A 22,047-nucleotide genomic window follows, 5' to 3' on the forward strand; every position below is an offset into this window, starting at 1 on the left:
TACATGAGAACGTAATAAGAACGATCCGCGCAAGGGAGCGGAGGAGCGTGGGTCATGGCGGGTGATTTCGATTTCGAATTCGGCAGCTGGCAGGTGAAGCATCGCCGCCTCAAGGCGCGGCTTGCCGGCTGCGACGAATGGGAAGAATTCGACGGGACCTGCGAGACCCGGCCGATCCTGGGTGGCAACGGCAATGTCGAGGACAACGTCATCCATATCCCCAGCGGCTCTTACCGTGCCATCGCACTCCGCTCCTATGATCCGGCGCAAGCCAGCTGGGCGATCTGGTGGCTCGATGCACGCAGCCCGCATGCGCTCGACGTGCCCGTGGTTGGCCGGTTCGCGGATGGCGTCGGCCATTTCTATGCCGACGACAGCCATGAAGGCCGCCCGGTCCGATTGCGTTTCATCTGGAGCCGCACCGACACGCCGTCGCCGCGCTGGGAACAGGCGATGTCGGCCGATGGCGGCGAAAGCTGGGAAGTGAACTGGACGATGGATTTCGTCCGGCGATCATAGGACTGTCTCTCATTTCGCCGGCCGATAATCGACGCTCGCCCCGCCGATCATGCGCACGGGCAGGTAAAGGCCGTTGCCATAGGCGGTGATCTCGCCGATCTCGAAGCTGTCGACGCGGGTGCGGATGACGAAGGCGCCCTCGCGCCGCTGGTCGATCGCGCGCTTGATCTTCCCTTGCAGTTTTTCGAGGTCGTGGGTGAAATTCTGCGTCAGTGCCCCGGCGATCAGCGGCGCGAAGCCCTCGCTCTCGGCAATCCCGAGCAAGAGGTCGCCCTTCAGCCCGTCGGTGTTGCCGCTGACCTGGAGGTCGATGAAGCGCACCTCGGCCGACCCCGGGGCGTTGACCGGGCGTGCGGTCACCCAGACGCGGCCGCGCGTCGGCTCGCGCTTCGCGCCTTGCGCGAGCGCTTCGATGTCGATCCCGACCGCGATCCGGTTGTCGGGCGCGCCATAGGCGGTGATCTTGCCGAACTTCGCCATCACCGGGCCGATGGCGGGGAGATCGAAAGGCCGCGCCGATCGCTTCACCAGCGCGCGGTGGATCACCGGTTCGAGCTGCGCATAATCGGCGATGACCGGGACGCGGACGTCGAGGTGCGGCTTCGGTGTTTCGCGGACGAGGCGCGGCAGCGGGGTGGGCTCGGGATCGTCGGGGCGGCCCGAAACAAAGGTTTCGGTGATCGCCTCCAGCCCGAGGTTGAGCCGCATCTGCTGTCCGTCGAGGCGATAGCCGCCATAGAGGATGCGCTGCGGCGTCACGCGCATCCACACCGGCGGGTTTTCGCGATTGAGTTCGAGCGCGGTGAAGCTTTGCCGCCAGACCTCCGCCGCCTGTTTGCGGATATCGATCTTGGCGATTTCGCGATTTACCTCACGCTCGACGTCGCGCACGACGGGCTTCAGCTTCGCGTCGGCCTCGTCGGTGAAGGTGATCCGCTTGCCGAGGAAATCGATCCCCGGCGCGTTGGTCCAGCCATAGCCGATCCGCGCCTTGCCCTGCGTCCGCCAGTCGGGGGTCAGGTCGATGCGGATCCGCGCATGCGCCATCGCCGATCCGGTTGCGGTCTCGCCCTTCAGCACCCCGCCGACGTCGCGGGCGCTGATTCGGGCGTGGAGCGGCACGTCGACGACGATCTCGCTGCCTTCGCCGCGCAGCCGCAGCGGTCCGCGCGTCACCTGCCCGACGATGGTGCAGGAGATCGGCGGCGTGACCTTGACCTTCTTGCCGAAGACCTTGACCCGCTGCGGCTTGACGCAGGCGCGCTCGTGCCGGTTGATCGTCCACAGCGTCTTCGGCACGGCGCGTTCGAGCGCGGTCTTGAGCGAGGCGGTACTGGCGTTGATCGGAACCGCGATCAGCGATTTTTGCGTGGGGGAGGGCGCCTTGTCGGTCGCGCGCGGCGGTGCCTCGACCTCGGTCTTGCGGTCGCAGGCGGTGAGCGACGCGGCGAGCAGCAAGGTGGCGGTGGCGATGTGGATCGGTCGCATGCGGTGCCCCTGATGGGTTTCTGCTGGTTATAACGGCGGTCGGGTTAAGGCGTTCCTTGCGGGGAGGGAGAGAGTGAAAGGGGCGGAAATCTGCGCAACTTCACACTGAAACAGCATAAAGCCCGGCATCCGCCCGCACCGTCAGCAACGGCAGCGCCAAAGGGATCGCGGATCAGGTCCGGGATGACAGAAAGGGAAGCGGGCATCGCTGTAAAAAGCGCGGAAAACTGCGCAACTTCACACTGAAAATCATGTTTCGTGCCGATATCGCTCCACCCTGTCGTCACCCGGGACTTGATCCGGGACCTCACCAGGCAACCGCGAAAAGCGGGACCCCGGATCAAGTCCGGGGTGACGAAAGAGAAGAGGGGAGGCGATATGGGAAATGGCGCAAAACTGCGTAACTTCACTCTGAAATCGATAGAGGCGCGGTCGCCATTCGGGCTGGCGATGCGCCCCGGGACAGACTCGAAAGCGGCAAAAGATACGCTTGAGCGGCGCGCAATTGTCTCCTTCGTCGCCTTAGGCGAGCGGCCGCGTGACGGGGCCGTCGCGGATCGGGGAGACCGGGAAAGGGAGGCAAGGCACGGCATGCGCCAAGGCTAATCGGGCGCGATTTTGTAGGACAGCGTTTTTTGACGCTTGAGCGCCGCCCCTTATAGGGTCGCCCCCTCGCTTCGCGCGCATTGATGCAGTGTCGTTTGAAGAACCTGCAGCTCTTCGAGAGTGGACCCCGAAATTTGCAGGCTACCGGCGGTGATCGGCTCGTTGACGATCGGCGCGATCACCGTCTTGCCGTTGAAGCGGAGAGGGAGCGGACGGCCCACCATGTTCGTCGTCAGCTCGGCGAGTGCAGCGCGCAACGGCCCGTCCAGATCGATGATCAGCACGGGCAGGCCGCTCCACTCATCTTGCGACAGCCGCGCGTTGACGAGTTGCGACCCGCAGATCGCCAGCGGACCGATCCAGATTCCCGGGCCGCATTCGGGCGCCTGGTCGCCGGCACCGCAACGCGGCTCGATCGGCTGCCCGTGCTCCGTCGCCGGGGCCGCGGGCATTGGTTCGGCGGCGAGCGACGGGGCGGCAATCAGCGACAAGGCGAGGATCATTGTCGATCGGAAAAAAGTCATGGTCGCTTGCCCGTTGCTGCCGCCGTGAAATTGCGGGTGCATAGTGGACCAGCGAACCGGCGAGCGCCAGTCCGATACAAAGGCTGTTTATGCCGTCACGACCCCGAACAGATCATGCTCGTCGGCGTCCTCGATCGCGACATCGACGATATCGCCGGCTTTCAGCGTCGCCGCCACATCGCGCAGATAGACATGGCCGTCGATTTCGGGTGCGTCGGCCTGGCTGCGGCCGGTCGCGCCGATGCTGCCGTCTTCATCGGCTTCGCCGACCTCGTCGATGATCACCGGCAGGGTGCGGCCGATCTTGGCTTCGAGCTTGGCAGCGCTGATCGCGGCGGTCTTGGCCATGATGCGCTGATAGCGTTCTTCCTTCACCTCTTCGGGCACCGGATCGTCGAGCGCGTTCGCCTGTGCGCCGGCGACGGGTTCGAAGCGGAAGGCGCCGACGCGGTCGAGCTGCGCCTCGTCGAGCCAGTCGAGGAGATACTGGAAATCGGCCTCGGTTTCGCCGGGGAAGCCGACGACAAAGCTCGAACGGATTGAAATGTCGGGCGCGATGGCGCGCCAGCTCTTCAGCCGTTCGAGCACTTTCGCCTCGTTCGCGGGGCGCTTCATGCGCTTGAGGACGCTCGGCGCCGCGTGCTGGAAGGGGATGTCCAGATAAGGAGTCAGCAGCCCCTCGGCCATCAGCGGGATGACCGCGTCGACGTGCGGATAGGGATAGACATAGTGCAGGCGGACCCAGGGGGCGCCCCCTTCGCTGGTCTTCAGCTGACCGAGTTCGCGCGCGAGGTCGGTCATATGGGCGCGGACTTCGCGGCCGTGCCACGGACGCGGGTCGTGGCGGATGTCGACACCATAGGCCGAGGTGTCCTGGCTGATCACCAGCAATTCCTTCGTCCCGGCGGCGACGAGCTTTTCGGCTTCGCGCAGCACCGCGTCGATGCGGCGGCTGACCAGTTTGCCGCGCAGATCGGGGATGATGCAGAAGGAGCAGCTATGGTTGCAGCCTTCGGAAATCTTGAGGTAGCTGTAATGGCGCGGCGTCAGTTTCAGCCCGCCCTCGGGCACCAGATCGATGAACGGCCCCTGCGTCGGCGGCGCGGCGTCGTGGACGGCATCGACGACCTGCTCATATTGGTGCGCGCCGGTGACCGCGAGCACGTTGGGGAAGCGGGCGCGGATGACCTCGGCCTCGTTGCCCATGCAGCCGGTGACGATGACGCGGCCGTTTTCGGCCATCGCCTCGCCGATCGCCTCGAGGCTCTCCTCCTTCGCCGAGTCGAGGAAGCCGCAGGTATTGACCAGCACGACGTCGGCGCCCGCATAATCGGGCGACAGGCCATAGCCGTCGGCGCGCAGCTTGGTCAGAATCCGTTCGCTGTCGACGAGCGCCTTCGGGCAGCCGAGCGACACCATGCCGACTTTCGGCTGGGCGGGAAGAGTCTTGGTTGTCATGATTGGTGCGGCGCATAGGGGATTTTTATGGGTTTGTCACGCCTCCGGCGCTACTAACCCACTTCGTCACCCCGGACTTGATCTGGGGTCCCGCTTGTCAAGGTTACTGAGCGGGACCCCGGATCAAGTCCGGGGTGACGATGAATGAAAAATCATGCCCTCTTTCGAAAAGGACAAGGCAATATGATCGGCCTATTTGCAGCCCTTTCCGCAGCGATCGCCGTCGCGGCGGGCGCGTTCGGCGCGCATGGTGCGGCGGGGCAGCAGGAGGCCGAATGGCTGCGCACCGGCGGGCTGTATCAGCTGATCCACGCGGTCGGCGCGCTGGCGGTGATGAACGTCGCGCGCGGGGCGGCCGTCCTGCTGCTCGCCGGCGGCGCGATCTTCGCCGTCACCCTCTATGCGATGGCGCTGGGCGGGCCGCGCTGGCTGGGCGCGGTGACGCCGATCGGCGGAACCTTGCTGATCGCCGGGTGGCTGTGGGCCGGCTGGCTGTTCTGGCGGGGTTAGGGTGGTCGGTGAAAACACCTTCCGTTCGTCCTTAGGAGGGGCTGAGCTTGGCGAAGACCCGTCTCGAAGGACTGCGACGTCGCAATCCTTCGAGATGCCATTTCGGCAAGCTCAATCCTGTCCTGAGCGACTGCCGCAGGCAGGCAGTCGAAGGGGGCTCCTCAGGACAAACGGTCCAAATAGTAGAACCGATTTAACCCCCCGCCACATCCGCTTCGCATAGCTCGCAGTTGATGACCTCGACCACCAGGTCGCCGTGCTGGAGGCTCTTCGCCTCGGCTTCCCAGAAGCCATGGGGTTTGCCGCCGCGATAGATGCGCAGGCCGCGGCCGCCGCTGGCGAGTTCGTCGAGGCTGTGCCCGACCTCTTCGCCGCTGACCGGGCGCTCGCGCAGCTGGACGCGGCCGCCGACGCCCGCCAGGTCGGCCATATAGTCGGCGACATGCGCGCCCTGCGCCGATCCGGCGAGCAGCAGGCCGGTGAAGCTGACCGGGTTGATGACATTGTTCGCGCCCGCCTGGCGCGCGAGCAGTTCGTTATCCTGGGTGCGGATGACGACGCTGATCGGTACATTGGGTGCGAGGTGGCGGACGGTCAGCACCATCAGGATCGAGGTGTCGTCGCGCCCCGCCGAAACGAGCACCGATTGCGCGCGCGCGATATGGACGTCGATCAGCGTCTCGTCGCTCGACGCGTCGCCTTCCAGCACGTTGCAGCCCATCGCCTCGGCGGCGTTGATCCGCCCGCGATTGGTATCGATCACGACGATGCACGCCGGGTCGGTGCCGCGTGCGATCAGTTCGCGAACGGCTTCGGAGCCGCTGATGCCGAAGCCCAGCACGACGATATGGTTGGTGAGTTTTGCCTGGATGCGGGCCATACGCCATTTTTCCCATGTGCGCTTGATTGCGAATTGATAGGCGGTGCCGACGAAGATGAAGAGCACCGCGACGCGGATCGGCGTGACAATGACCGATTCGATCAGCCGCGAGCGGTCCGACACCGGCGCGATATCGCCGAAGCCGGTCGTGGTGACCGAGATCATCGTGAAATAGACAACGTCGAGGAAGCTGATCTGCCCGTCGTGGCTGTCGCGCAGGCCGGCGCGGTCGATCCAGTGGACGAGGACGACGAAAGCGATCAGCAGGAAAGCGATGCCCAGCCGCGTGACGACGTCGGCCCAGATCGGCCATTTGCTCATGCGGCGCAGCGGGTTGAACCGGTGCTCGAAGGACGTGCGGCGGGCCATCGCCCCTATCTTGGCGGCAATTGCTTCAGTGGGTCAACCGGAATGCGATTCTTGCGGAGCTGGAAATGGAGCTGCGGCGACTGGACCTGGCCGCTGGCGCCGGCGCGGCCGATGACGTCGCCCGCCTTGACCGCCTGGCCGCGTTGGACGTCGATCCGCCCGGCGTGGCCATAGGCGCTGACCCAGCCGCCGCCGTGATTGATCAGGATCAGCCCGCCATAGACGCCGATCTGGTCGCCGGCATAGGCGACGACGCCGGGCGCGGCGGCGTGGATCGGGGTGCCGGTCGCGGCGGCGATATTGATGCCGTCGTTGACCTTGCCCGGCGCGAGCGGGCCGAATTTGGCGATGATCTTGCCGGTGAGCGGCCACAGGAAGCGGCCGGAGAAGGCGGCCGGTTCGGCGATGGCGGTGATGACGGGTTTCGCCGGGGCGGCGCTGGCGGCGGCCGGACGCGCCGCGGCGGCGATCGCCGGCTGGCTGCCGGTCGCGATATCGTCGATGTCGAGCTTGAACGCGGCGGCGCGGGCGGCGACGTCGATTTCTTTCGGCGGCAATGCGCGGGCATGCGAGGGCAGGCGCAGGCGCTGGCCGATGCGCAGGATATAGGGTTCGGACAGCGCGTTGATCGTGATGACCTCGCCCCAGTCGACGCCATAGGCGGCCGCGATGCCGATCCCGGTCTCACCCGTCGCGACGCGATGATACAGGCCCGCAGGAACGCGCAGCTGCTGTCCCGGCAAGAGCGCGTAGGGCGGCGCAAGATCATTCTCCATCGCCAGCGCCTCGGAGCCGACGCCGGTCATCGCGCCGATCGCGCGCAGCGTGTCGCCGCGGCGGACCGTATAAAGACTCCCGCCGACCCATCGGGCGTTGGCGACGACCGGCTGCAGCGTCCAGGTCGGCCGGGCGTCGCCCCCCGTCACGTCCTGGCGGATGTCGCTTCCGGGTTCGCCAGCGGAAGCGTCGGTGGCGGGCGGCGCGGCCGGCCGCGCGGGTCCGGGCGCAGCCGGAATGCAGCCGGCGAGCGAAAGCACGCCCAGCGGCAACAGCCACAGCCTGTAATATATTCCCCCCATGCACCCTCTTTGCCAAATGTGGCGGGCCATGGCTAGGCTTGTGTGCCGCGCTGGGACAGATTTTGACGATGAAGGGAAATCAGGCGGTGTAGGCGCTCCGCAGCCCGGCCAGCGAGGCGTCGTGGGTCAGGTCGAGCTGGAGCGGGGTGACCGAGATATAGCCGTCGTCGATCGCCTCGAGATCGCTGTCGTGGCCGAGGCTATGTTCGATGCCGTGCAGGCCGAACCAATAATAGCGATAGCCGCGCGGGTCGGTGCCCTCGACGATCGAGCTGCGGCCATAGTCGTGGAAACCCTGACGGGTCACGCGGATGCCGCGGACATCGGCGGCGGGAATCGCGGGGAAGTTGACGTTGATCAGCGTGCGCGGCGGCATGTCCATGTCGATGAGCGGCCGCAACACTTTCGCGCCCCAGGCTTCGGCGGCTGCGAAGGGGACGCTGTCGCCCATGCCTTCCTTCGCATAAACCTGGCTGAGCGCGATCGAGCGGATGCCGGCCAGCGCACCTTCGATCGCGGCCGAGACGGTGCCCGAGTATGTGACGTCGTCGCCCAGATTGGCGCCGCGATTGACCCCCGACAGGATCAGGTCGGGCTTTTCGAGCATCAGCTTGCCGATCGCCATCATCACCGAATCGGTCGGCGTACCGCTGCACGACCAGCGGCGGTCGCCGTGCTGGCGGATGCGCACCGGGCGCGACAGGGTGAGCGAGTGGCCGGCGCCCGACTGTTCCTCGGCAGGGGCACAGACCCAGATGTCGTCGCTGAGCTGGCGGGCGATCGCTTCGAGCACCGCCATGCCGGGAGCGTGATAGCCGTCGTCGTTGGTGAGGAGGATGCGCACTTTCAAATCCTTCTTACATTTCCGTTTTTCCTGAGGAGCCATTGAGCTTGTCGAAATGGCATCTCGAAGGACCGATGCTTCGAGACGGGTCTTCGCCGGGCTCAGCCCCTCCTCAGCACAAGCGGCTCTCTAATTCTTCGTCGGTTCCAGCTTCGTGATCCCGCCCATATAGGGCAGCAGCACCGTCGGAATATCGACGCTGCCGTCGGCCTGCTGGTAATTTTCGAGGATCGCGACCAGCGTCCGCCCGACCGCGAGGCCCGAGCCATTGAGCGTATGGACGAACTCGTTGCCCTTGACGCCGTCGCGGCGGAAGCGCGTGTTCATGCGCCGCGCCTGGAAATCGCCGCAGTTCGAACAGCTCGAAATCTCGCGGTACGCATTCTGGCCGGGCAGCCAGACTTCGAGGTCGAAGGTCTTGCGCGCGGCGAAACCCATGTCGCCGGCGCAGAGCAGCATGCGGCGATACGGCAGTTCGAGCGCTTCGAGGATCGCTTCGGCGGCGCGCGTCTTGCGTTCGAGCTCGGCGTCCGAATCCTCGGGACGGGTGATCGAGACCAGCTCGACCTTCCAGAACTGGTGCTGGCGGATATAGCCGCGCGTGTCGCGCCCCGCCGACCCCGCTTCGGAGCGGAAGCAGGGGGTGAGCGCGGTCATGCGGACCGGCAGGTCGGCTTCGGGCAATATCTCCTCGCGCACCGCGTTGGTCAGGCTCATTTCCGAGGTCGAGATCAGCCAGCGGCCGTCGGTGGTCTGGAACAGATCCTCGCGGAACTTGGGAAGCTGCGTCGTGCCGAACGCCGCCTCGTCGCGCACCATCAGCGGTGTCGCGCATTCGGTGTAACCCCCCTCGATCGTCTGGCGGTCGATCATATATTGGCCGAGCCCGCGCTCGAGTCGCGCCATCTGCCCTCTCAGGAAGGCGAAGCGCGCACCCGACATCTTCGCCGCGGTTTCGAAATCGAGCCCGAGCGCGGGAGCGAAATCGGCATGTTCCTGCGGCGCGAAGTCGAACGTCCGTGGCGTACCCCAGCGCGACATCTCGACATTGTCCTCCTCGTCGGCGCCCTCGGGCACGTCGGCGGCGGGCAGGTTGGGAAGCGCGGCGAGGATGTCCTGAAGCGCGGCAAGCTGCGCGCGCTCGGCGTCTTCCTTGGCGGGAAGCGAGGTCTTGAGGTCGGCGACCTCGGCCTTCAGCGCCTCGGCACCGTCCTTGTCGCCCTTTGCCATCGCCTGGCCGATCAGCTTCGACGCTTCGTTGCGGCGTGCGAGCGCCGACTGGATATCGGTCTGCAAGGCGCGCAGCGAGGCGTCGGCGGCGAGGATTTGCGCGGACAAAGGTTCGAGACCGCGGCGGGCGAGGCCGGCGTCGAAGGCTTGCGGGTCGTCCCGGATCAGGCGGATATCGTGCATGGCCGCGCTATGGCGTTGGCGCGCGGGCGGTGCAAGCCTGTCTTACCGTTCCAGCAGTGCCGCCAATTGTCCGAGTGCGGCGCCCCAGCCTTCGTAAAAGCCCATTTCATCATGCTTGCGGCTGTCCTCGGCGGTCTTGTGCAGCACGCGCGATGTATAGAGGGTGCCGCCGTTCTTTGCCTCGAAGGTCAGGATCGCGGTAATCGCGAGCCAGGGTTCGATCGGCTGCCAGCCTTCCTTGAGTACGGTGGTGAAAACCAGGCGTTGTTCGGGGATCGCTTCGAGGAAACAGCCTTCGACATGCGGCTGGAAATCGGCGGCGCCTTCCTCGCGCATCTGCGTCTCGAAACTGCCGCCGGGGCGAAGGTCGAGCGTGACGACGCGGCAGGAAATCGGCGCCGGGATCCACCATTTTTCGAGATTGGCGGGGATGCTCCACGCATTCCACACCGCAGCGGGCGGCGCGGCGATCTGGCGCGCGATGGTGAGGGTGGTCTTGTCGTTCATGCCGATGGCTCCTGCATCATGTCGTGGGGGGATTATGCGCTTCGACGAAGGCGGCGAGGCGGTCGGCGCGGCCCTGCCAGACCGCGCGCTGTTCGGCGAGCCAGTGCTCGGCCGCCGTCAATCGGTCGGCGTTGATATAGCAGGTGCGGACGCGACCCGCCTTTTCGGACCGGATGAGCCCCGAGGTTTCGAGCACCGACAGATGCTTCAGGAAGGCGGGAAGGCCCATCGCGAAGGGCTCGGCCAGCCGTTTGACCGGTGCCGCGCCGTCCAGCAGGCGGCCGATCACCGCGCGCCGGGTCGGATCGGCAAGGGCGTGGAATAATGTGTCGAGCGCGGCTTGTTGGTTTGCCATATGGTAAAGTATAGCGATAGTTTACTCAATGGCAAACCATTTTGTCGAGGGGAGTTGTCTGCTTTGGGGTGGGGAGCGGACATATAGCCCTCTCCCCTTCAGGGGAGAGGGTTGGGAGAGGGGGACGTGGCCAAACCCCTCTCAACTCCGGCTAGCCAGCAAGCTGGCAAGCCTGCGTATCTCTCCCCTAAAGGGGAGAGAGTAATCCGTGGAACGGCAGCTACCGGCCGAAACCTGCCAGCCCCTCGCCGCGCATAAAAAAGGGCCGCCCCGAAGGGCGGCCCCGAATTGGTGGCCGATGATCCGGCCGCCAGTGGATGGCGTTATGCCGCGTCCTGGTCGCTGCCGCTCTGGTTGGCGGCGCGGCGGCGCGCGACGAGCGCGGCGGCGGCGGCACCGAACAGCAGCATCATCGGCGGCGCCGGCACGGGAGTCGGATCGCCCGACGATCCGCCATGGCTGCTGCTGCCGTTCGAGCTGGACGAAGAGGAAGATGACGACGAGCTGCTCGACGAGGAAGATGACGAGCTGCTGGTCGTCCCGAAGCTGCTGCTGCCGCCGGTCGCGCCCGAAGAGGTCGCGCCGCTCGACGAACTGCTGCTCGACGACGAGGATGACGAGGAGCTGGACGAGCTGCTGCTCGAGCTGCCGCCCTTCGACGAGCCGCCCCAGCCCGAGCTGCCATGCGAGCTGCCGCCCTTCGATGAGTTGCCATGCGACGAACCACCGTGCGAACTGCCGCCATGCGAGCTGCCGCCCTTCGACGAGTTGCCGCCGCCCGACGAGGACGAGCTCGACGAGGAGGACGATGAAGACGAAGAGCTCGACGACGAACTGCTGCTCGACGAAGTGGAGACGTTGCCCGACGAGGTCGACACATTGCCCGACGAGGTGCTGACGTTACCCGACGAGGTCGAGACGCCGCCGGTCGAAGTGCTGACGCCGCCGGTCGAGGTCGAAACACCGCCGGTCGAGGTGCTGACACCGCCGGTCGAGGTCGAAACGCCCGACGAGGTGCTGCTCGTCGTGCTGAGGCCGCCGGTGGTCGTCGAGGTGACCACGACGCTGCCGCCGCCACCGCCGCTGCTCGATCCGCCGAAGAAGCCGCCGAAGAAACCGCCGCCGAAACCGCCGCCAAAGCCGCCGCCGACAACCGTGACGCCGCCGCCACCGCCGCCGCCTTCAAAGCCGCCGCGCTGCGGGAAGGGTGCATAAGGGATCGGGGGCAGGGGAATCGTCTGCGTCACGACCTGCGTCTGCGGGGTCGCGGTGCGGATGACGCGCTTCGTCGTCACGACGCGGCGAACGCGCTTGACCGGCTTGCGCGCGGCATGGCGTTTGCGCACGACCTTCTTGGGGCTGCACGGCGTGCAGGATTGCGCCTTGCGCACCTGTGCGGCCGCGGGGACGTCGGCGATCTGCATCGCGCCGCTCCCGATGATCGCGCCTCCGCAAGTGCAGGCGCAGAGCTTGGCGAGGGCCATTCGGACAGACATAGGTTTCTCTCTCTTTTCCCGTTGCAGGTGCCCCAGCGCCACCGCCGACACCCCGATACACCGTTGAATGCAGCCAAAAGGCCAAAGCTTTATGAACGCGGCAATTGCGTTAACCCCGTTTGACTGTCCGGCTTCGGGAATTAGGCCGCAGAATCAACAGAAATGACGCATTCTGTACCAAAACAGCACAAAAGAGATTGAATTTCCATATGGATAGTTAATTTCCGGCCCTATTCGGGTCGAATATCCGATCGATCGCACTTCGGCAGAATCACCAAAGGCTGCCCGGTTCAGCCCCGCTTCAGCGGCCGGACCGCATGCCGCTGCTTCGGCGCTTGTGTCGCAACCGGTGGCTGGTTATAGGCGCGGCGCACTCCCTGGATCGTCATCCTCGGCGATCAGGCGACAGGAAAGGACGCGGAAGGCCCCTATGCCAACCCAGATAGCCGATGTTGGTGCCGACGCGCTCCGCGAAGCCAAATCGAACCTCGATTCGGATTATATTCCCCGCGACGACGAAGAGTTTATGAACGAGCGGCAGCAGGAATATTTCCGCGGCCTGCTGCTCGCCTGGAAAAAATCGATCCTGTCCGAATCCGAATCGACGCTGGCGCATCTGCAGGACGGGCCGCTACGCGAACCCGATCTGGCCGATCGCGCGTCGAGCGAGACCGATTGGGCGATCGAACTTCGAACCCGCGACCGCCAGCGCAAGCTGATCGCCAAGATCGATTCGGCGATCCGCCGCATCGACGAGGGCGAATATGGCTATTGCGCGGTGACGGGCGAGCCGATCTCGCTCGCGCGGCTGCAGGCGCGGCCGATCGCGACGATGACGCTCGAGGCGCAGGAGCGCCACGAACGCAACGAGCGTATCTCGCGCGAGGATTGATACGCCGGCCGCGCTGATCGCGCGGTGTTCATTTACGTTTCGGCCATTTACATTTCGGCAAGAGCTCCATTCTAGATTCGCCGCCTCACGCAAGCGAGGAACGGGTTGCAGATGGATTCGCGCGGACCAGCATCTTTGGACGAGGAAGTGTCGGCGCTGTCACGCGGTGCCGACCGCGACAGCCTGTTCATGCAGGCCGGTCTGACGATTCCGGGGCATGCCGCGCCGGTCGTCGTGCGCGTGCGCAACCTTTCGTCGGGCGGCATGCTGGCCGAAAGCGCGGCGCGGGTGACCGCGGGTGCGGTGGTCGAAGTCGATCTGCGCAACGTCGGGCCGGTTCCCGGGCGGATCGTCTGGGTCGGTGAGGGCAAGTTCGGGGTCGCGTTCGACCGGCCGGTCAATCCGCAGGCGGTGCGTCGCCAGGTGGTCCAGAAACAGGATTTGCCGCCGCATCTCTCGCGGCTCGGCCAAGCCGGCCAAGCCGGCAAGGCCATCTACCGCCGGCGCTGAAACAGATCAGCCGGCGGTAGCGACCGGATGGCCGATCAGGCGATCGTGACCATCTCTTCCTTGATTTTCAGCTTTTGCTTTTTCATCTGCGCCAGCACGCCCATGTCGGGGGCGGGTCGGCGCTCTTCATTCGCAATTTTCTCGTCGAGGTCCGCGTGGCGGGACTTCAGGGCGGAAAGGTGCGAGGTGCTCATTGGCCGTTCTCCTTTTCGACTCGATCGGGATGGCGGAGTAAATCACGAATCACGCCGATTGTCGTGACGATTCGTCCGGCCGGTCCCCGTTGCGGACGGGCCGTGATCATGGCAGGAGGGCGCGCGTGAACCCCGAAGAAATCGCCCAGCGCCTCGAAATGCTTCGTATCGAACATCGCGATCTCGATGCCGCGATCATCGCGCTCGGCGATGCGACGGTGCCCGACCAGCTGCAACTGGCCCGGCTGAAGAAACGCAAGCTGCGCCTGCGCGACGAGATCGCCTGGTGCGAGGACCAGCTGGTGCCTGATATTATTGCCTGAGCGAGGGTGGCGGATCGGCGGGTATCGGCCGGTAATTGCCATTTCCTTCGTCGTCACCCCGGACTTGATCCGGGGTCCCGCTGGACGTCGAAACCTGCGTTACCTTCAAAAAAGCGGGATCCCGGGTCAAGCCTGGGATGACGAAGGTGAGTGGAGCTCATGGCCGCTTCCCACCCCAAAACCGCCCTTCGCCCGTCCTGTCCAGGTTCGTACAGCCAAAAGATGGTTAGCGCCATTGCTACGGGGGCGGCCGCCATGGCATCCCCTTTCTGCAATTTCGGGGCGAAGAAAGATGATGGCGTTCGGTCTGCCGGTGCAGCGTGCCCAGGTTGAAAATCTCTATGTCGAGGCGATGCTGCTCGCCGACGAGGCGCATGCAGCGTTTGCGGTACAGCGCGACCTTGGCCGGATCGAGGCGGGCCGGACAGGCGGCAACAGCGTGCAACTCGTCAGTCTGGCCTGCGAATCGCTGAAGACGACGACGCGGCTGATGCACATCATTGCCTGGCTGCTCCACCGCCGGGCGATGATCGCGGGCGATCCGGGGGCCGGCGCGGGCGACAGCGCGGCGCGGATCGGCGCGCCGGTCGCCGCCGACTGGGACGTCTGCCTGGATTTCGATCCGGCGACCCGCCGGATCATCGCGGCGAGCGAGCGCTTGTTCGAACGCATCGCGGCGCTGGAAGCGGGATGGGACGAGCCGCAGGCGGTGACCCCGGTGCAGCAGTTGCTCGCACAGCTCGAAGCGCGGCTGTAATCAGCCGCCGGCCAGTGCCTGCCGGGCGAGCCAGCTCGCCAGCACCGCGATATATTCGGGCGCGTCCGCCCGTTCGGTGCCGTCATATTTGGGGTCGAGCGAAATTGCCTTGTCCACCGACATTTGCATCGCATGGTCGGCGCCCGCCACGACATGGACGGCCATCTTCGGCATCCGCGCGGCGACGGCTTTCAGCCGCTCGACCGAATGGGCAACGGGCACCACCGCGTCATTGGCGCCGTAGAGGATGAGCAGGGGGACGGTGACGGCGGTCAGATTGGTGAGCGGATCATTTTCGATTTCCCTGCGCCAGCCCGAAACCTCGCGATCCTTGATCGTCTCGCCCATGTAGAGATATTTGAACCAGGCTTTGGTCTTGGCCGCATCGATCAGGCGCTGGGCGGCGTCCTTGCTCGCGGTGCCGCGCATATAATCGTCGACCGCCTTTCGCGTCGCGACCATCTGGTCGATGTCCGCCTGCGAATAGCCGTTCGCGCGCAGGTGATTGGTCGAGGAGAAGATCATCTGGACGTCGGCGGTGGCGACGGGCGCCGATACCGAAATCACGAAGGCGATATCGGGGCTTCGCGACGCCGCGAGCGGGGATATCCAGCCGCCCTGGCTCAACCCCCATGTCCCGATACGCCGCGGGTCGATGCGCGGATCGCTCTTCAGGCTCTGGACGGCGGCGATCGCGTCGTCGGCGAGGATCGTGAAGTCGCCGCCGGCATTTTGCGTGCCCGACCGGCCCGAACCGCGGCGGTCATAGGTGAAGACGGCGATACCCAGCGCGGGCAGCATCGCTTTCAGATGGTCGTAGAGCGAAGCATCGCCGAGCGGCGAAGAGGCGCTGTGGGTGACCACGACCGCCGCCACCGGCTTGCTGTTCCGCGGCAGATAGAGCGTTCCTGAAAGTTCGGTGCCCCCGCTGGTGAACCGGCGCGCCTCGGTGATGACCACGGTCGTCGCAGGCGCGCTCCACGGTGCGGCCGGCGCGGTTTGGGCCACCGCGCCCGGCAGGTGGAGGCCGAGAAAGATCATAAGGGCGCAGAGGGCGGGGAGCGGACGCATCGAGAGGGCCCTTCTAGGGAACTGCCATCCACTCGACCCACGCGCCGTGCGCATGGGCGCGGCCAAGCATTTTGGAGGTCTCGCCGCCCGGCCAGTAACGCACCGCCAGTTCGTGATAGTGCATCGTCCGGTTCGCTTCGAGCGCCACCCACGCGAGCGGCCGGTCGGCGGTTGCGCGTTTGCCCGCTTCCTCCATCGCCGCTGTCACGCGCGCCTGCTGGTCGGCGGGGACATATTGCCAGACGATCGAGTGCATCAGCAGCCGCGTCGTGCCGGCGGCTTGCGGTTTCGCGAGCTCGGCCTCGACGAAGTCGGCGGCATTGGCCTTGACGAGGTTCGGTTTTTCGCTGTGCGCTGCGGTGATAGCCGCCTCCATCCGCGCGAAGCGGATCGCGTGCTCGGGCCAGATATAGGCCTTGAGCCGCAGCGCCTGCGCCGGGTCGGTCAGGTCGACCGGGGCGACATCGCAGCCCTTCAGGCTCGCGATGTCGATCTTGTGCTGGGGCGGATGGTGGCCGCGCCATTCGGGGGTGAACGCCATCGCGCCCGGCTGCGGCCCGACCTGCACCCCGCCAAGGTCATAATGATAGCGATCGAGCATCAGGTTGATCCCGGCGCTCGACCCGATTTCAAGGCATGCGAAGCGCGGCGGCAGCCCCTGGTCGACGAGCCACAGCATCGCGGCGATGAAATTCGACGAGCGCCCCGCTTCGTTGGTCTGCGGCGGGCCGTCCAGCCAGGGCAGCAGCGCCGCCTCGTGCCGCCGCACGACCCCCGCGACGATCCCGGCGTCGTTGATGTCGTCGGCATCGGCATAGACGGGCGCGAGTTCGTGCGCCGCGCCCGCGAGGTGCAGGGCGTGGATCCCGCCGGCGGCGCGGAGCGGCAGCGCGTCGGCGAGCGGGGCGCCTTGCCATTCGGCGATCCGCCGCGCGAATTCGGTCGCCGGGGCATCGAGCAGCGCGCCGAGCGCCGCGACGATCCGCGCGGTGACCGGCGCATCGTTGGCGCGGCAATAGACGGCCTGGTTGGCAAAGGCGGTGCGAACCGCCGCAGGTCCGGTTTCGGCCATGTCGACCATTTGATAGCGCTCGCTCATTGCCCTTTCTCCCGGGCCCGCTTATGGGCTGGCGCGCTTATGCCCGAACCGATCATCTTTGCCATCCCGAAAGGGAGGATTCTCGACGAAGCGCTGCCATTGCTGGCGGCGGTCGGCATCGAGCCGGCGGCGGATTTCTTCGACAAGAAGAGCCGCGCGCTGGTGTTCGCGACGAACCAGCCGCATATCTCGCTGATCCGCGTGCGCGCGTTCGACGTCGCGACCTTCGTTGCGCATGGCGCCGCGCAATTGGGCATCGTCGGGTCGGATGTGATCGACGAGTTCGCCTATTCGGAACTGTACGCCCCGGTCGACCTTGGCATCGGCCATTGCCGCCTGTCGCTCGCGGGGCCGGAGGGCAGCGCGCCGCCGGGCGCCAACGAGCTTGGGGGCGAAAGCCATATCCGCGTCGCGACCAAATATCCCGCGATCACCCGCCGCTGGTTCGAAGGGCAGGGCATCCAGGCGGAATGCATCAAGCTCAATGGCGCGATGGAAATCGCGCCGAAGCTGGGCCTTGCGTCGCACATCGTCGACCTGGTTTCGACCGGGCGGACGCTGGTCGAAAATGCGCTCGCCGAGCAGACGGTGATCAGCGAAGTGTCGGCGCGGCTGATCGTCAATCGCGCCGCATTCAAACTGCGTTCGGCCGACGTGCCGGCGCTGGTCGAGCGTTTCCGGCAAGCCGTGGGTGAAACCCGCCAAAATGGGCGCGATGCGGCGGCTTGACGCCTCCGCGCCCGGCTTTGCGGCCGATTTCGACGCGCTGGTCAATGATCGGCGCGAAAGCGATTCCGACGTGTCGGCCGATGTCGCCGCGATCATCGCGCGGGTAAAAGCCGAAGGCGATGCGGCGCTGGCCGATTATACCGCAAAGTTCGACCGCTTCGATCTGAACGCCAGCGGATGGAGCATTTCGAAGGAGGAATGCGCCGCCGCTTATGACGCGCTGACACCCGAATTGCGTGACGCGCTGAATCTCGCGGCGACGCGCATCCGCGCCTATCATTCCGCGCAGCTTCCCGAAAATCGCGACTACCGCGACGAAAGCGGCGTGCGCCTCGGCGCGCGCTGGGGCGCGGTCGACGCGGCAGGCGTCTATGTGCCCGGCGGCCGTGCTGCCTATCCGTCGTCGGTGCTGATGAACATCCTGCCCGCCAAGGTTGCGGGGGTCGAACGCATCGTGATGATGACCCCGACCCCGGGCGGCGAGATCAACCCGGTCGTGATGGCCGCGGCGCATATCGGCGGGGTCGACGAAATCTGGCGCGTCGGCGGCGCGCAGGCGATCGCCGCGCTCGCATATGGCACCGAGAGAATCGCGCCGGTCGATGTCGTCACCGGCCCCGGCAATGCCTGGGTCGCCGAGGCGAAGCGGCAGGTCTATGGCGTCGTCGGCATCGACATGGTTGCGGGGCCGAGCGAGATCGTCGTCGTCGCCGACGCACAGAACGCGCCGCACGTCATCGCCGCCGACCTGCTGAGCCAAGCCGAGCACGACCCGACAAGCCAGTCGATCCTGTTCACCGACGACGGCGATTTCGCCGATGCGGTGGCGTCCGCTGTGGCCGATGTCATTCCGGTCCTGTCGACCGCTGCAACAATGCGCGAAAGCTGGGACGCGAACGGCGCCGTCATCGTCGTGCCCGCGCTGGCGGACGCGATCCCGCTTTGCGACCGGCTGGCACCCGAACATCTCGAACTCGCGGTCGATGCCGCCGAGGCCGATGCGCTGTTCGCCAGGGTGCGCCACGCGGGTTCGGTGTTCCTCGGCCGTCAGACGCCCGAAGCGATCGGCGATTATGTCGCCGGTCCGAACCATGTGCTGCCGACCGGCCGCCGCGCGCGCTTTTCGAGCGGGCTGTCGGTCACCGACTTCATGAAGCGCACCAGCTTCCTCGCGCTCGACGATGCGTCGCTCGCCGCGATCGGTCCGGCGGCCGTTGCACTGGCCGGCGCCGAGGGGCTTCCCGCCCACGCGCTCAGCGTCCAGAACAGATTGAAGTAGAAGAGTCATGAACAAACGCACCCAGTCCCGCTCCGCCGCCCGCCTCGCCGCCGTCCAGGCGCTGTATCAGCACGAGATGGAAGCGACCCCGGTTCCCAAGCTGATCCATGAATTTCATCAGCACCGCATCGGCGCGATCATCGAAGACGCCGAATATGCCGACGCCGACATTCCCTTCTTCGACGATATCGTGAAGGGCGCGCTGGCGCGCCTGCCCGAAGTCGATGCGGCGATCACCGCGCGGCTCGCGAGCGGCTGGACGATGGAACGGCTCGACCGCACGATGAAGGCGATCCTGCGCGCCGGCACCTATGAACTCATCGCGCGCAGCGACGTGCCGGTCGGCGCCGTGGTCAGCGAATATGTCGATGTGGCGAAAGCCTTTTTCGACGCGCGCGAGGCGGGGTTTGCCAACGGGTTGCTCGACGCGATCGGTAAAGCGGCGCGGGCCTGAAAAATGCCATGTGCTCCCGCGAAGGCGGGAGCCCATCTCCCGCCAGCGCCAATTTTAACCGGCAGGAGATGGATCCCCGCCTTCGCGGGGATACGCGCAAATTTAACTAGCTGTTTATTTCGGGGGCTGAGGGCATTACGATTTTCGTAATGAGCGAAGCTGATTTCATCGCGCGCCTGCGCGCCATCGCGACCGACCCCGCCGCGCGCGGACTGGCCGACGATACGGCGGTGTTCGAAGGCCTCGTGCTGACCCACGACATGATCGTCGAGGGCATTCATTTCCTCCCCGACGACACGCCGCAGGATGTCGCGTGGAAACTCGTCGCGGTGAACCTGTCCGACCTGGCCGCAAAGGGGGCCGCGCCGCTCGGCGTCCTGGTCGGCTATAGCCTGGGCGACGACGCATGGGACGCAGCCTTTGTCGAGGGGCTCGATGCGGCGCTGCGCCGGTTCGGGATCATCCTGCTCGGCGGCGACACGGTGCGCGTTCCGGCGGGCGCGCCGCGCTCCTTCGGGCTGACCGCGATCGGCCGGGCGCCGGAAAGCGGCGCGCCGCCGCGGAGCGGGGTCCGGCCCGGCGACCAGCTGTGGGTGACGGGGTCGATCGGCAACGCCGGGCTCGGCCTCGCGATGCGGCTGGGGCAGGTCGAACCGAACGAGACCTGCCTGACCGCCTATCGCCGCCCCCAGCCGCAACTGACGTTCGGCCAGGCGGTGGCGCGTCATGTCCATGCCATGATGGATGTGTCCGACGGCCTGCTGATCGATGCCGAGCGCATGGCGCACGCAAGCGGGTGCGACCTGACGTTGATGCTCGAATCGATCCCGCTGTCGGCGGCGCTGCTCGCGGTGCGGCCCGATGTGCTCGATACGCGGCTCGCCGCCGCGACGGCGGGTGACGATTATCAACTGCTCTTCGCCGCCGACCCCGGCGAGGCGGCGGCGATCCGCGAGATTGCGGCGGGGCTGAACGTCGCGGTGACGATGCTGGGCCACGCCGGGGTTGGCGAGGGTATCACGCTCACCCACCGCGCCCAGCGCATCGCACCGCCTGCCAGCCTCGGCTTCATGCATTAGGCCGCGTGGACAAATTGGAATGTCGGTTATTGGCCGGAAGTGGGCGTCCTTTTCCTTCGTCACCCCGGACTTGATCCGGGGTCCCGCTTGATGTCGCAAACTGCCGGCGCCCCAAAAAAAGCGGGATCCCGGGTCAAGCCCGGGATGACGAAAAAGGGCAGGAAGCGGCCGGTGGTGGCGATTATGATATCGTCATCCCGGCGGAGGCCGGGATCTCGGCCCTGGATCGAAAACGCGCCGGTGAGATCGTGTTTCAGAGTCACGCACCCTTCGCCGGGATGACGAACCAAGCAAGGGCAGTTCAGGAATTTCGCTTTGAAATCCGTTTGATGGCGGGGCACAAGGGCGGCAACCGCGGCCATCCGCCCGGCAGGCATGGCAAAGCGGAAAGGCATATCATGGTCGACCCAAAGAGCAGGCGGCGATCCTCCGCTCGCATGATGGCGGCGGTGCTGTCGTTCTGTTTCTGGTGTCTGTCGCATCCCGCGCAGGCGGCACATTCGCCGGAGCCGCCGGTCGGTGCCTTGCAGGCGCAAACGGTCGCGAGCGATCCCGAGCCGGCAGAAAGCGAAGCACCGTCCGATCAGGCCGCTGCCTGGGCCGGCGATTGCGAAGCGAAAGACGGGGAAGCGAGTGACGGGGAGGCATGCCGGCGGCTGGCCTATCTTTACCGCGAAGGCGACGGCGTCGCGCAGGATGAGGTTCGCGCGGTGTGGCTTTTCGCGCGCGGCTGTCATCTGGGCGATCTGACGGGCTGCACGATGGCGGGCTTTGCCTATGGCGAAGGGAAAGGGGTCGAGCTTTCGCACGAAAAAGCCGCCACCTACTACGCCTTCGCGTGCGACGGCGGCGAGGGGACGGCCTGTTCCAACCTCGGCCTTTCCTATATCAACGGCGATGGTGTTCCCAAGGATCCGAAGCGGGCGGCGCGGCTGTTCAAACGCTCGTGCGAGCTGGAAGATATATCGGGCTGCACGAACCTCGGCGCATCCTATTCGCTGGGCAAGGGCCTCGCGCCGAATCAGCGCGAGGCGGCGCGGCTTTTTGAGCGCGCGTGCCAGGAGGACGACCAGCACGCCTGCTATAATCTGGGCGTTCTTCACCGCGACGCCCTGGGCATGCCGCGGAATTATAAACGGGCCTATGCGCTGTTCGAGCAAAGCTGCGAGGCCGACGAGGCGTCGGGGTGCGGCAATCTGGCGATGCTGATCGACGACGGGCGCGGGGTGCGCCGGAACCGCGGCCGCGCCCTCGAACTGTTCGATCGCGCCTGCGACCTGGGCGAAGCCGAAAGCTGCTTTTCGCTCGCGCGTGCCTATCAGACCGGCAAGGGGATCGCGCGCGATATTGCGAAGGCGATCCTGCTGCTCGAACGGACGCTCGAGCTCGACCCCGATACCAAATCCGCCGTCAGCGCGCGCAGGGCGCTGGCGGAGGCGCGCGGCGCGGAGGCCGCAGGCTCGACGCCCTAGATATGACAATATCACGGCAAACTGCGGAAAAACCGGGGTTGCCCTTGGCTTTCTTTCTTCCCATAACTCGGCGTCCAAATTTGGGGCGGTCGCATCAGGGGAGAGAGCGAACCGGCATCAATAAGTCGGACGTGCTCGAC

The 22,047-nt window shown here is 66.0% G+C and carries 24 protein-coding genes; 12 read left to right on the forward strand and 12 right to left on the reverse strand.

Translation table 11 applies throughout. The annotated features are described in order from the left end of the window. Window positions 1-54 precede the first annotated feature (54 nt). A complete protein-coding gene (locus FHR22_RS02075; RefSeq protein WP_166938393.1) occupies window positions 55-519 on the forward strand; it encodes a DUF1579 domain-containing protein in 465 nt (154 codons plus the stop codon). A 9-nt stretch (window positions 520-528) separates the two neighbouring features. Here the strand turns inward: FHR22_RS02075 and FHR22_RS02080 are convergent, their stop codons facing one another. From FHR22_RS02080 to rimO, 3 genes are all read right to left on the reverse strand, one after another. After that, a complete protein-coding gene (locus tag FHR22_RS02080; RefSeq protein ID WP_166938395.1) occupies window positions 529-2,007 on the reverse strand; it encodes a DUF4403 family protein in 1,479 nt (492 codons plus the stop codon). A gap of 656 nt (window positions 2,008-2,663) precedes the next feature. Beyond that, window positions 2,664-3,104 (reverse strand): SecDF P1 head subdomain-containing protein, encoded by a 441-nt coding sequence (locus FHR22_RS02085; protein WP_208417449.1) that lies wholly within the window; start codon window positions 3,102-3,104, stop codon window positions 2,664-2,666. A 120-nt stretch (window positions 3,105-3,224) separates the two neighbouring features. After that, complete coding sequence (gene rimO, locus FHR22_RS02090) at window positions 3,225-4,595, reverse strand: 30S ribosomal protein S12 methylthiotransferase RimO (protein WP_166938398.1); 1,371 nt, start codon at window positions 4,593-4,595, stop codon at window positions 3,225-3,227. Window positions 4,596-4,778: 183 nt separating this feature from the next. On the opposite strand from rimO, the gene FHR22_RS02095 reads away from it, so the two are divergent. Next, a complete protein-coding gene (locus tag FHR22_RS02095; protein WP_166938400.1) occupies window positions 4,779-5,105 on the forward strand; it encodes a DUF423 domain-containing protein in 327 nt (108 codons plus the stop codon). Window positions 5,106-5,298: 193 nt separating this feature from the next. On the opposite strand, the gene FHR22_RS02100 is transcribed toward FHR22_RS02095, so the two are convergent. From FHR22_RS02100 to FHR22_RS02125, 6 genes are all read right to left on the reverse strand, one after another. After that, entirely contained in the window at window positions 5,299-6,354 is a 1,056-nt protein-coding gene (locus FHR22_RS02100) for a potassium channel family protein (protein WP_166938402.1), read from the reverse strand. A 5-nt stretch (window positions 6,355-6,359) separates the two neighbouring features. Next, on the reverse strand, window positions 6,360-7,433 hold the full coding sequence (locus FHR22_RS02105; protein WP_166938404.1) for a M23 family metallopeptidase: 1,074 nt from the start codon (window positions 7,431-7,433) through the stop codon (window positions 6,360-6,362). A 79-nt stretch (window positions 7,434-7,512) separates the two neighbouring features. Continuing rightward, on the reverse strand, window positions 7,513-8,277 hold the full coding sequence (gene surE, locus FHR22_RS02110) for a 5'/3'-nucleotidase SurE (protein ID WP_166938406.1): 765 nt from the start codon (window positions 8,275-8,277) through the stop codon (window positions 7,513-7,515). Between the two features lie 129 nt (window positions 8,278-8,406). Then, window positions 8,407-9,690, reverse strand: coding sequence for a serine--tRNA ligase (gene serS, locus FHR22_RS02115; RefSeq protein WP_166938408.1), 1,284 nt, complete (start codon window positions 9,688-9,690; stop codon window positions 8,407-8,409). Between the two features lie 42 nt (window positions 9,691-9,732). Next, window positions 9,733-10,197 (reverse strand): SRPBCC domain-containing protein, encoded by a 465-nt coding sequence (locus FHR22_RS02120; protein WP_166938410.1) that lies wholly within the window; start codon window positions 10,195-10,197, stop codon window positions 9,733-9,735. A gap of 16 nt (window positions 10,198-10,213) precedes the next feature. Beyond that, window positions 10,214-10,552: an ArsR/SmtB family transcription factor gene (locus tag FHR22_RS02125; protein WP_166938412.1), complete on the reverse strand. Its 339-nt coding sequence runs from the start codon at window positions 10,550-10,552 to the stop codon at window positions 10,214-10,216. Between the two features lie 291 nt (window positions 10,553-10,843). Between FHR22_RS02125 and FHR22_RS02130 the strand changes: the two genes are divergently transcribed. The 3 genes from FHR22_RS02130 to FHR22_RS02140 all read left to right on the forward strand — a co-directional run bounded on the left by FHR22_RS02130 (window position 10,844) and on the right by FHR22_RS02140 (window position 13,450). Next, entirely contained in the window at window positions 10,844-11,767 is a 924-nt protein-coding gene (locus tag FHR22_RS02130) for a hypothetical protein (RefSeq protein ID WP_208417451.1), read from the forward strand. 711 nt (window positions 11,768-12,478) lie between these two features. Further along, the gene (dksA, locus tag FHR22_RS02135) at window positions 12,479-12,940 is read left to right on the forward strand and encodes an RNA polymerase-binding protein DksA (RefSeq protein WP_166938414.1); all 462 of its coding nucleotides are present in this window, start codon (window positions 12,479-12,481) and stop codon (window positions 12,938-12,940) included. A 111-nt stretch (window positions 12,941-13,051) separates the two neighbouring features. Next, window positions 13,052-13,450: a PilZ domain-containing protein gene (locus FHR22_RS02140; RefSeq protein ID WP_166938416.1), complete on the forward strand. Its 399-nt coding sequence runs from the start codon at window positions 13,052-13,054 to the stop codon at window positions 13,448-13,450. Window positions 13,451-13,485: 35 nt separating this feature from the next. On the opposite strand, the gene FHR22_RS02145 is transcribed toward FHR22_RS02140, so the two are convergent. Beyond that, window positions 13,486-13,644 (reverse strand): YdcH family protein, encoded by a 159-nt coding sequence (locus FHR22_RS02145; protein ID WP_166938418.1) that lies wholly within the window; start codon window positions 13,642-13,644, stop codon window positions 13,486-13,488. Window positions 13,645-13,802: 158 nt separating this feature from the next. Between FHR22_RS02145 and FHR22_RS02150 the strand changes: the two genes are divergently transcribed. After that, window positions 13,803-13,967 (forward strand): YdcH family protein, encoded by a 165-nt coding sequence (locus tag FHR22_RS02150; protein WP_208417524.1) that lies wholly within the window; start codon window positions 13,803-13,805, stop codon window positions 13,965-13,967. A 292-nt stretch (window positions 13,968-14,259) separates the two neighbouring features. Further along, on the forward strand, window positions 14,260-14,724 hold the full coding sequence (locus FHR22_RS02155) for a DUF1465 family protein (protein WP_243853422.1): 465 nt from the start codon (window positions 14,260-14,262) through the stop codon (window positions 14,722-14,724). Here the strand turns inward: FHR22_RS02155 and FHR22_RS02160 are convergent, their stop codons facing one another. After that, on the reverse strand, window positions 14,725-15,795 hold the full coding sequence (locus FHR22_RS02160) for an alpha/beta hydrolase family protein (protein ID WP_166938423.1): 1,071 nt from the start codon (window positions 15,793-15,795) through the stop codon (window positions 14,725-14,727). Window positions 15,796-15,808: 13 nt separating this feature from the next. Continuing rightward, window positions 15,809-16,894 carry a DUF2332 domain-containing protein gene (locus tag FHR22_RS02165; RefSeq protein ID WP_166938425.1) on the reverse strand — a complete coding sequence of 362 codons (1,086 nt, stop codon included), beginning with the start codon at window positions 16,892-16,894 and terminating at the stop codon, window positions 15,809-15,811. Between the two features lie 39 nt (window positions 16,895-16,933). On the opposite strand from FHR22_RS02165, the gene hisG reads away from it, so the two are divergent. The 5 genes from hisG to FHR22_RS02190 all read left to right on the forward strand — a co-directional run bounded on the left by hisG (window position 16,934) and on the right by FHR22_RS02190 (window position 21,907). Then, complete coding sequence (gene hisG, locus FHR22_RS02170) at window positions 16,934-17,623, forward strand: ATP phosphoribosyltransferase (protein ID WP_166938427.1); 690 nt, start codon at window positions 16,934-16,936, stop codon at window positions 17,621-17,623. Beyond that, window positions 17,610-18,902 carry a histidinol dehydrogenase gene (hisD, locus tag FHR22_RS02175; RefSeq protein WP_166940666.1) on the forward strand — a complete coding sequence of 431 codons (1,293 nt, stop codon included), beginning with the start codon at window positions 17,610-17,612 and terminating at the stop codon, window positions 18,900-18,902. Before hisG ends, hisD begins: the two co-directional genes overlap by 14 nt. A 7-nt stretch (window positions 18,903-18,909) precedes the next feature. Continuing rightward, a complete protein-coding gene (nusB, locus tag FHR22_RS02180) occupies window positions 18,910-19,356 on the forward strand; it encodes a transcription antitermination factor NusB (protein WP_166938430.1) in 447 nt (148 codons plus the stop codon). Between the two features lie 149 nt (window positions 19,357-19,505). Continuing rightward, window positions 19,506-20,435 (forward strand): thiamine-phosphate kinase, encoded by a 930-nt coding sequence (gene thiL, locus FHR22_RS02185; RefSeq protein WP_166938432.1) that lies wholly within the window; start codon window positions 19,506-19,508, stop codon window positions 20,433-20,435. 398 nt (window positions 20,436-20,833) lie between these two features. Then, complete coding sequence (locus tag FHR22_RS02190; protein WP_166938435.1) at window positions 20,834-21,907, forward strand: tetratricopeptide repeat protein; 1,074 nt, start codon at window positions 20,834-20,836, stop codon at window positions 21,905-21,907. The last annotated feature ends 140 nt before the right edge of the window (window positions 21,908-22,047 follow it).

It is taken from the genome of Sphingopyxis panaciterrae (genome assembly GCF_011762125.1).
In the GTDB taxonomy this organism is placed as follows: domain Bacteria; phylum Pseudomonadota; class Alphaproteobacteria; order Sphingomonadales; family Sphingomonadaceae; genus Sphingopyxis; species Sphingopyxis panaciterrae.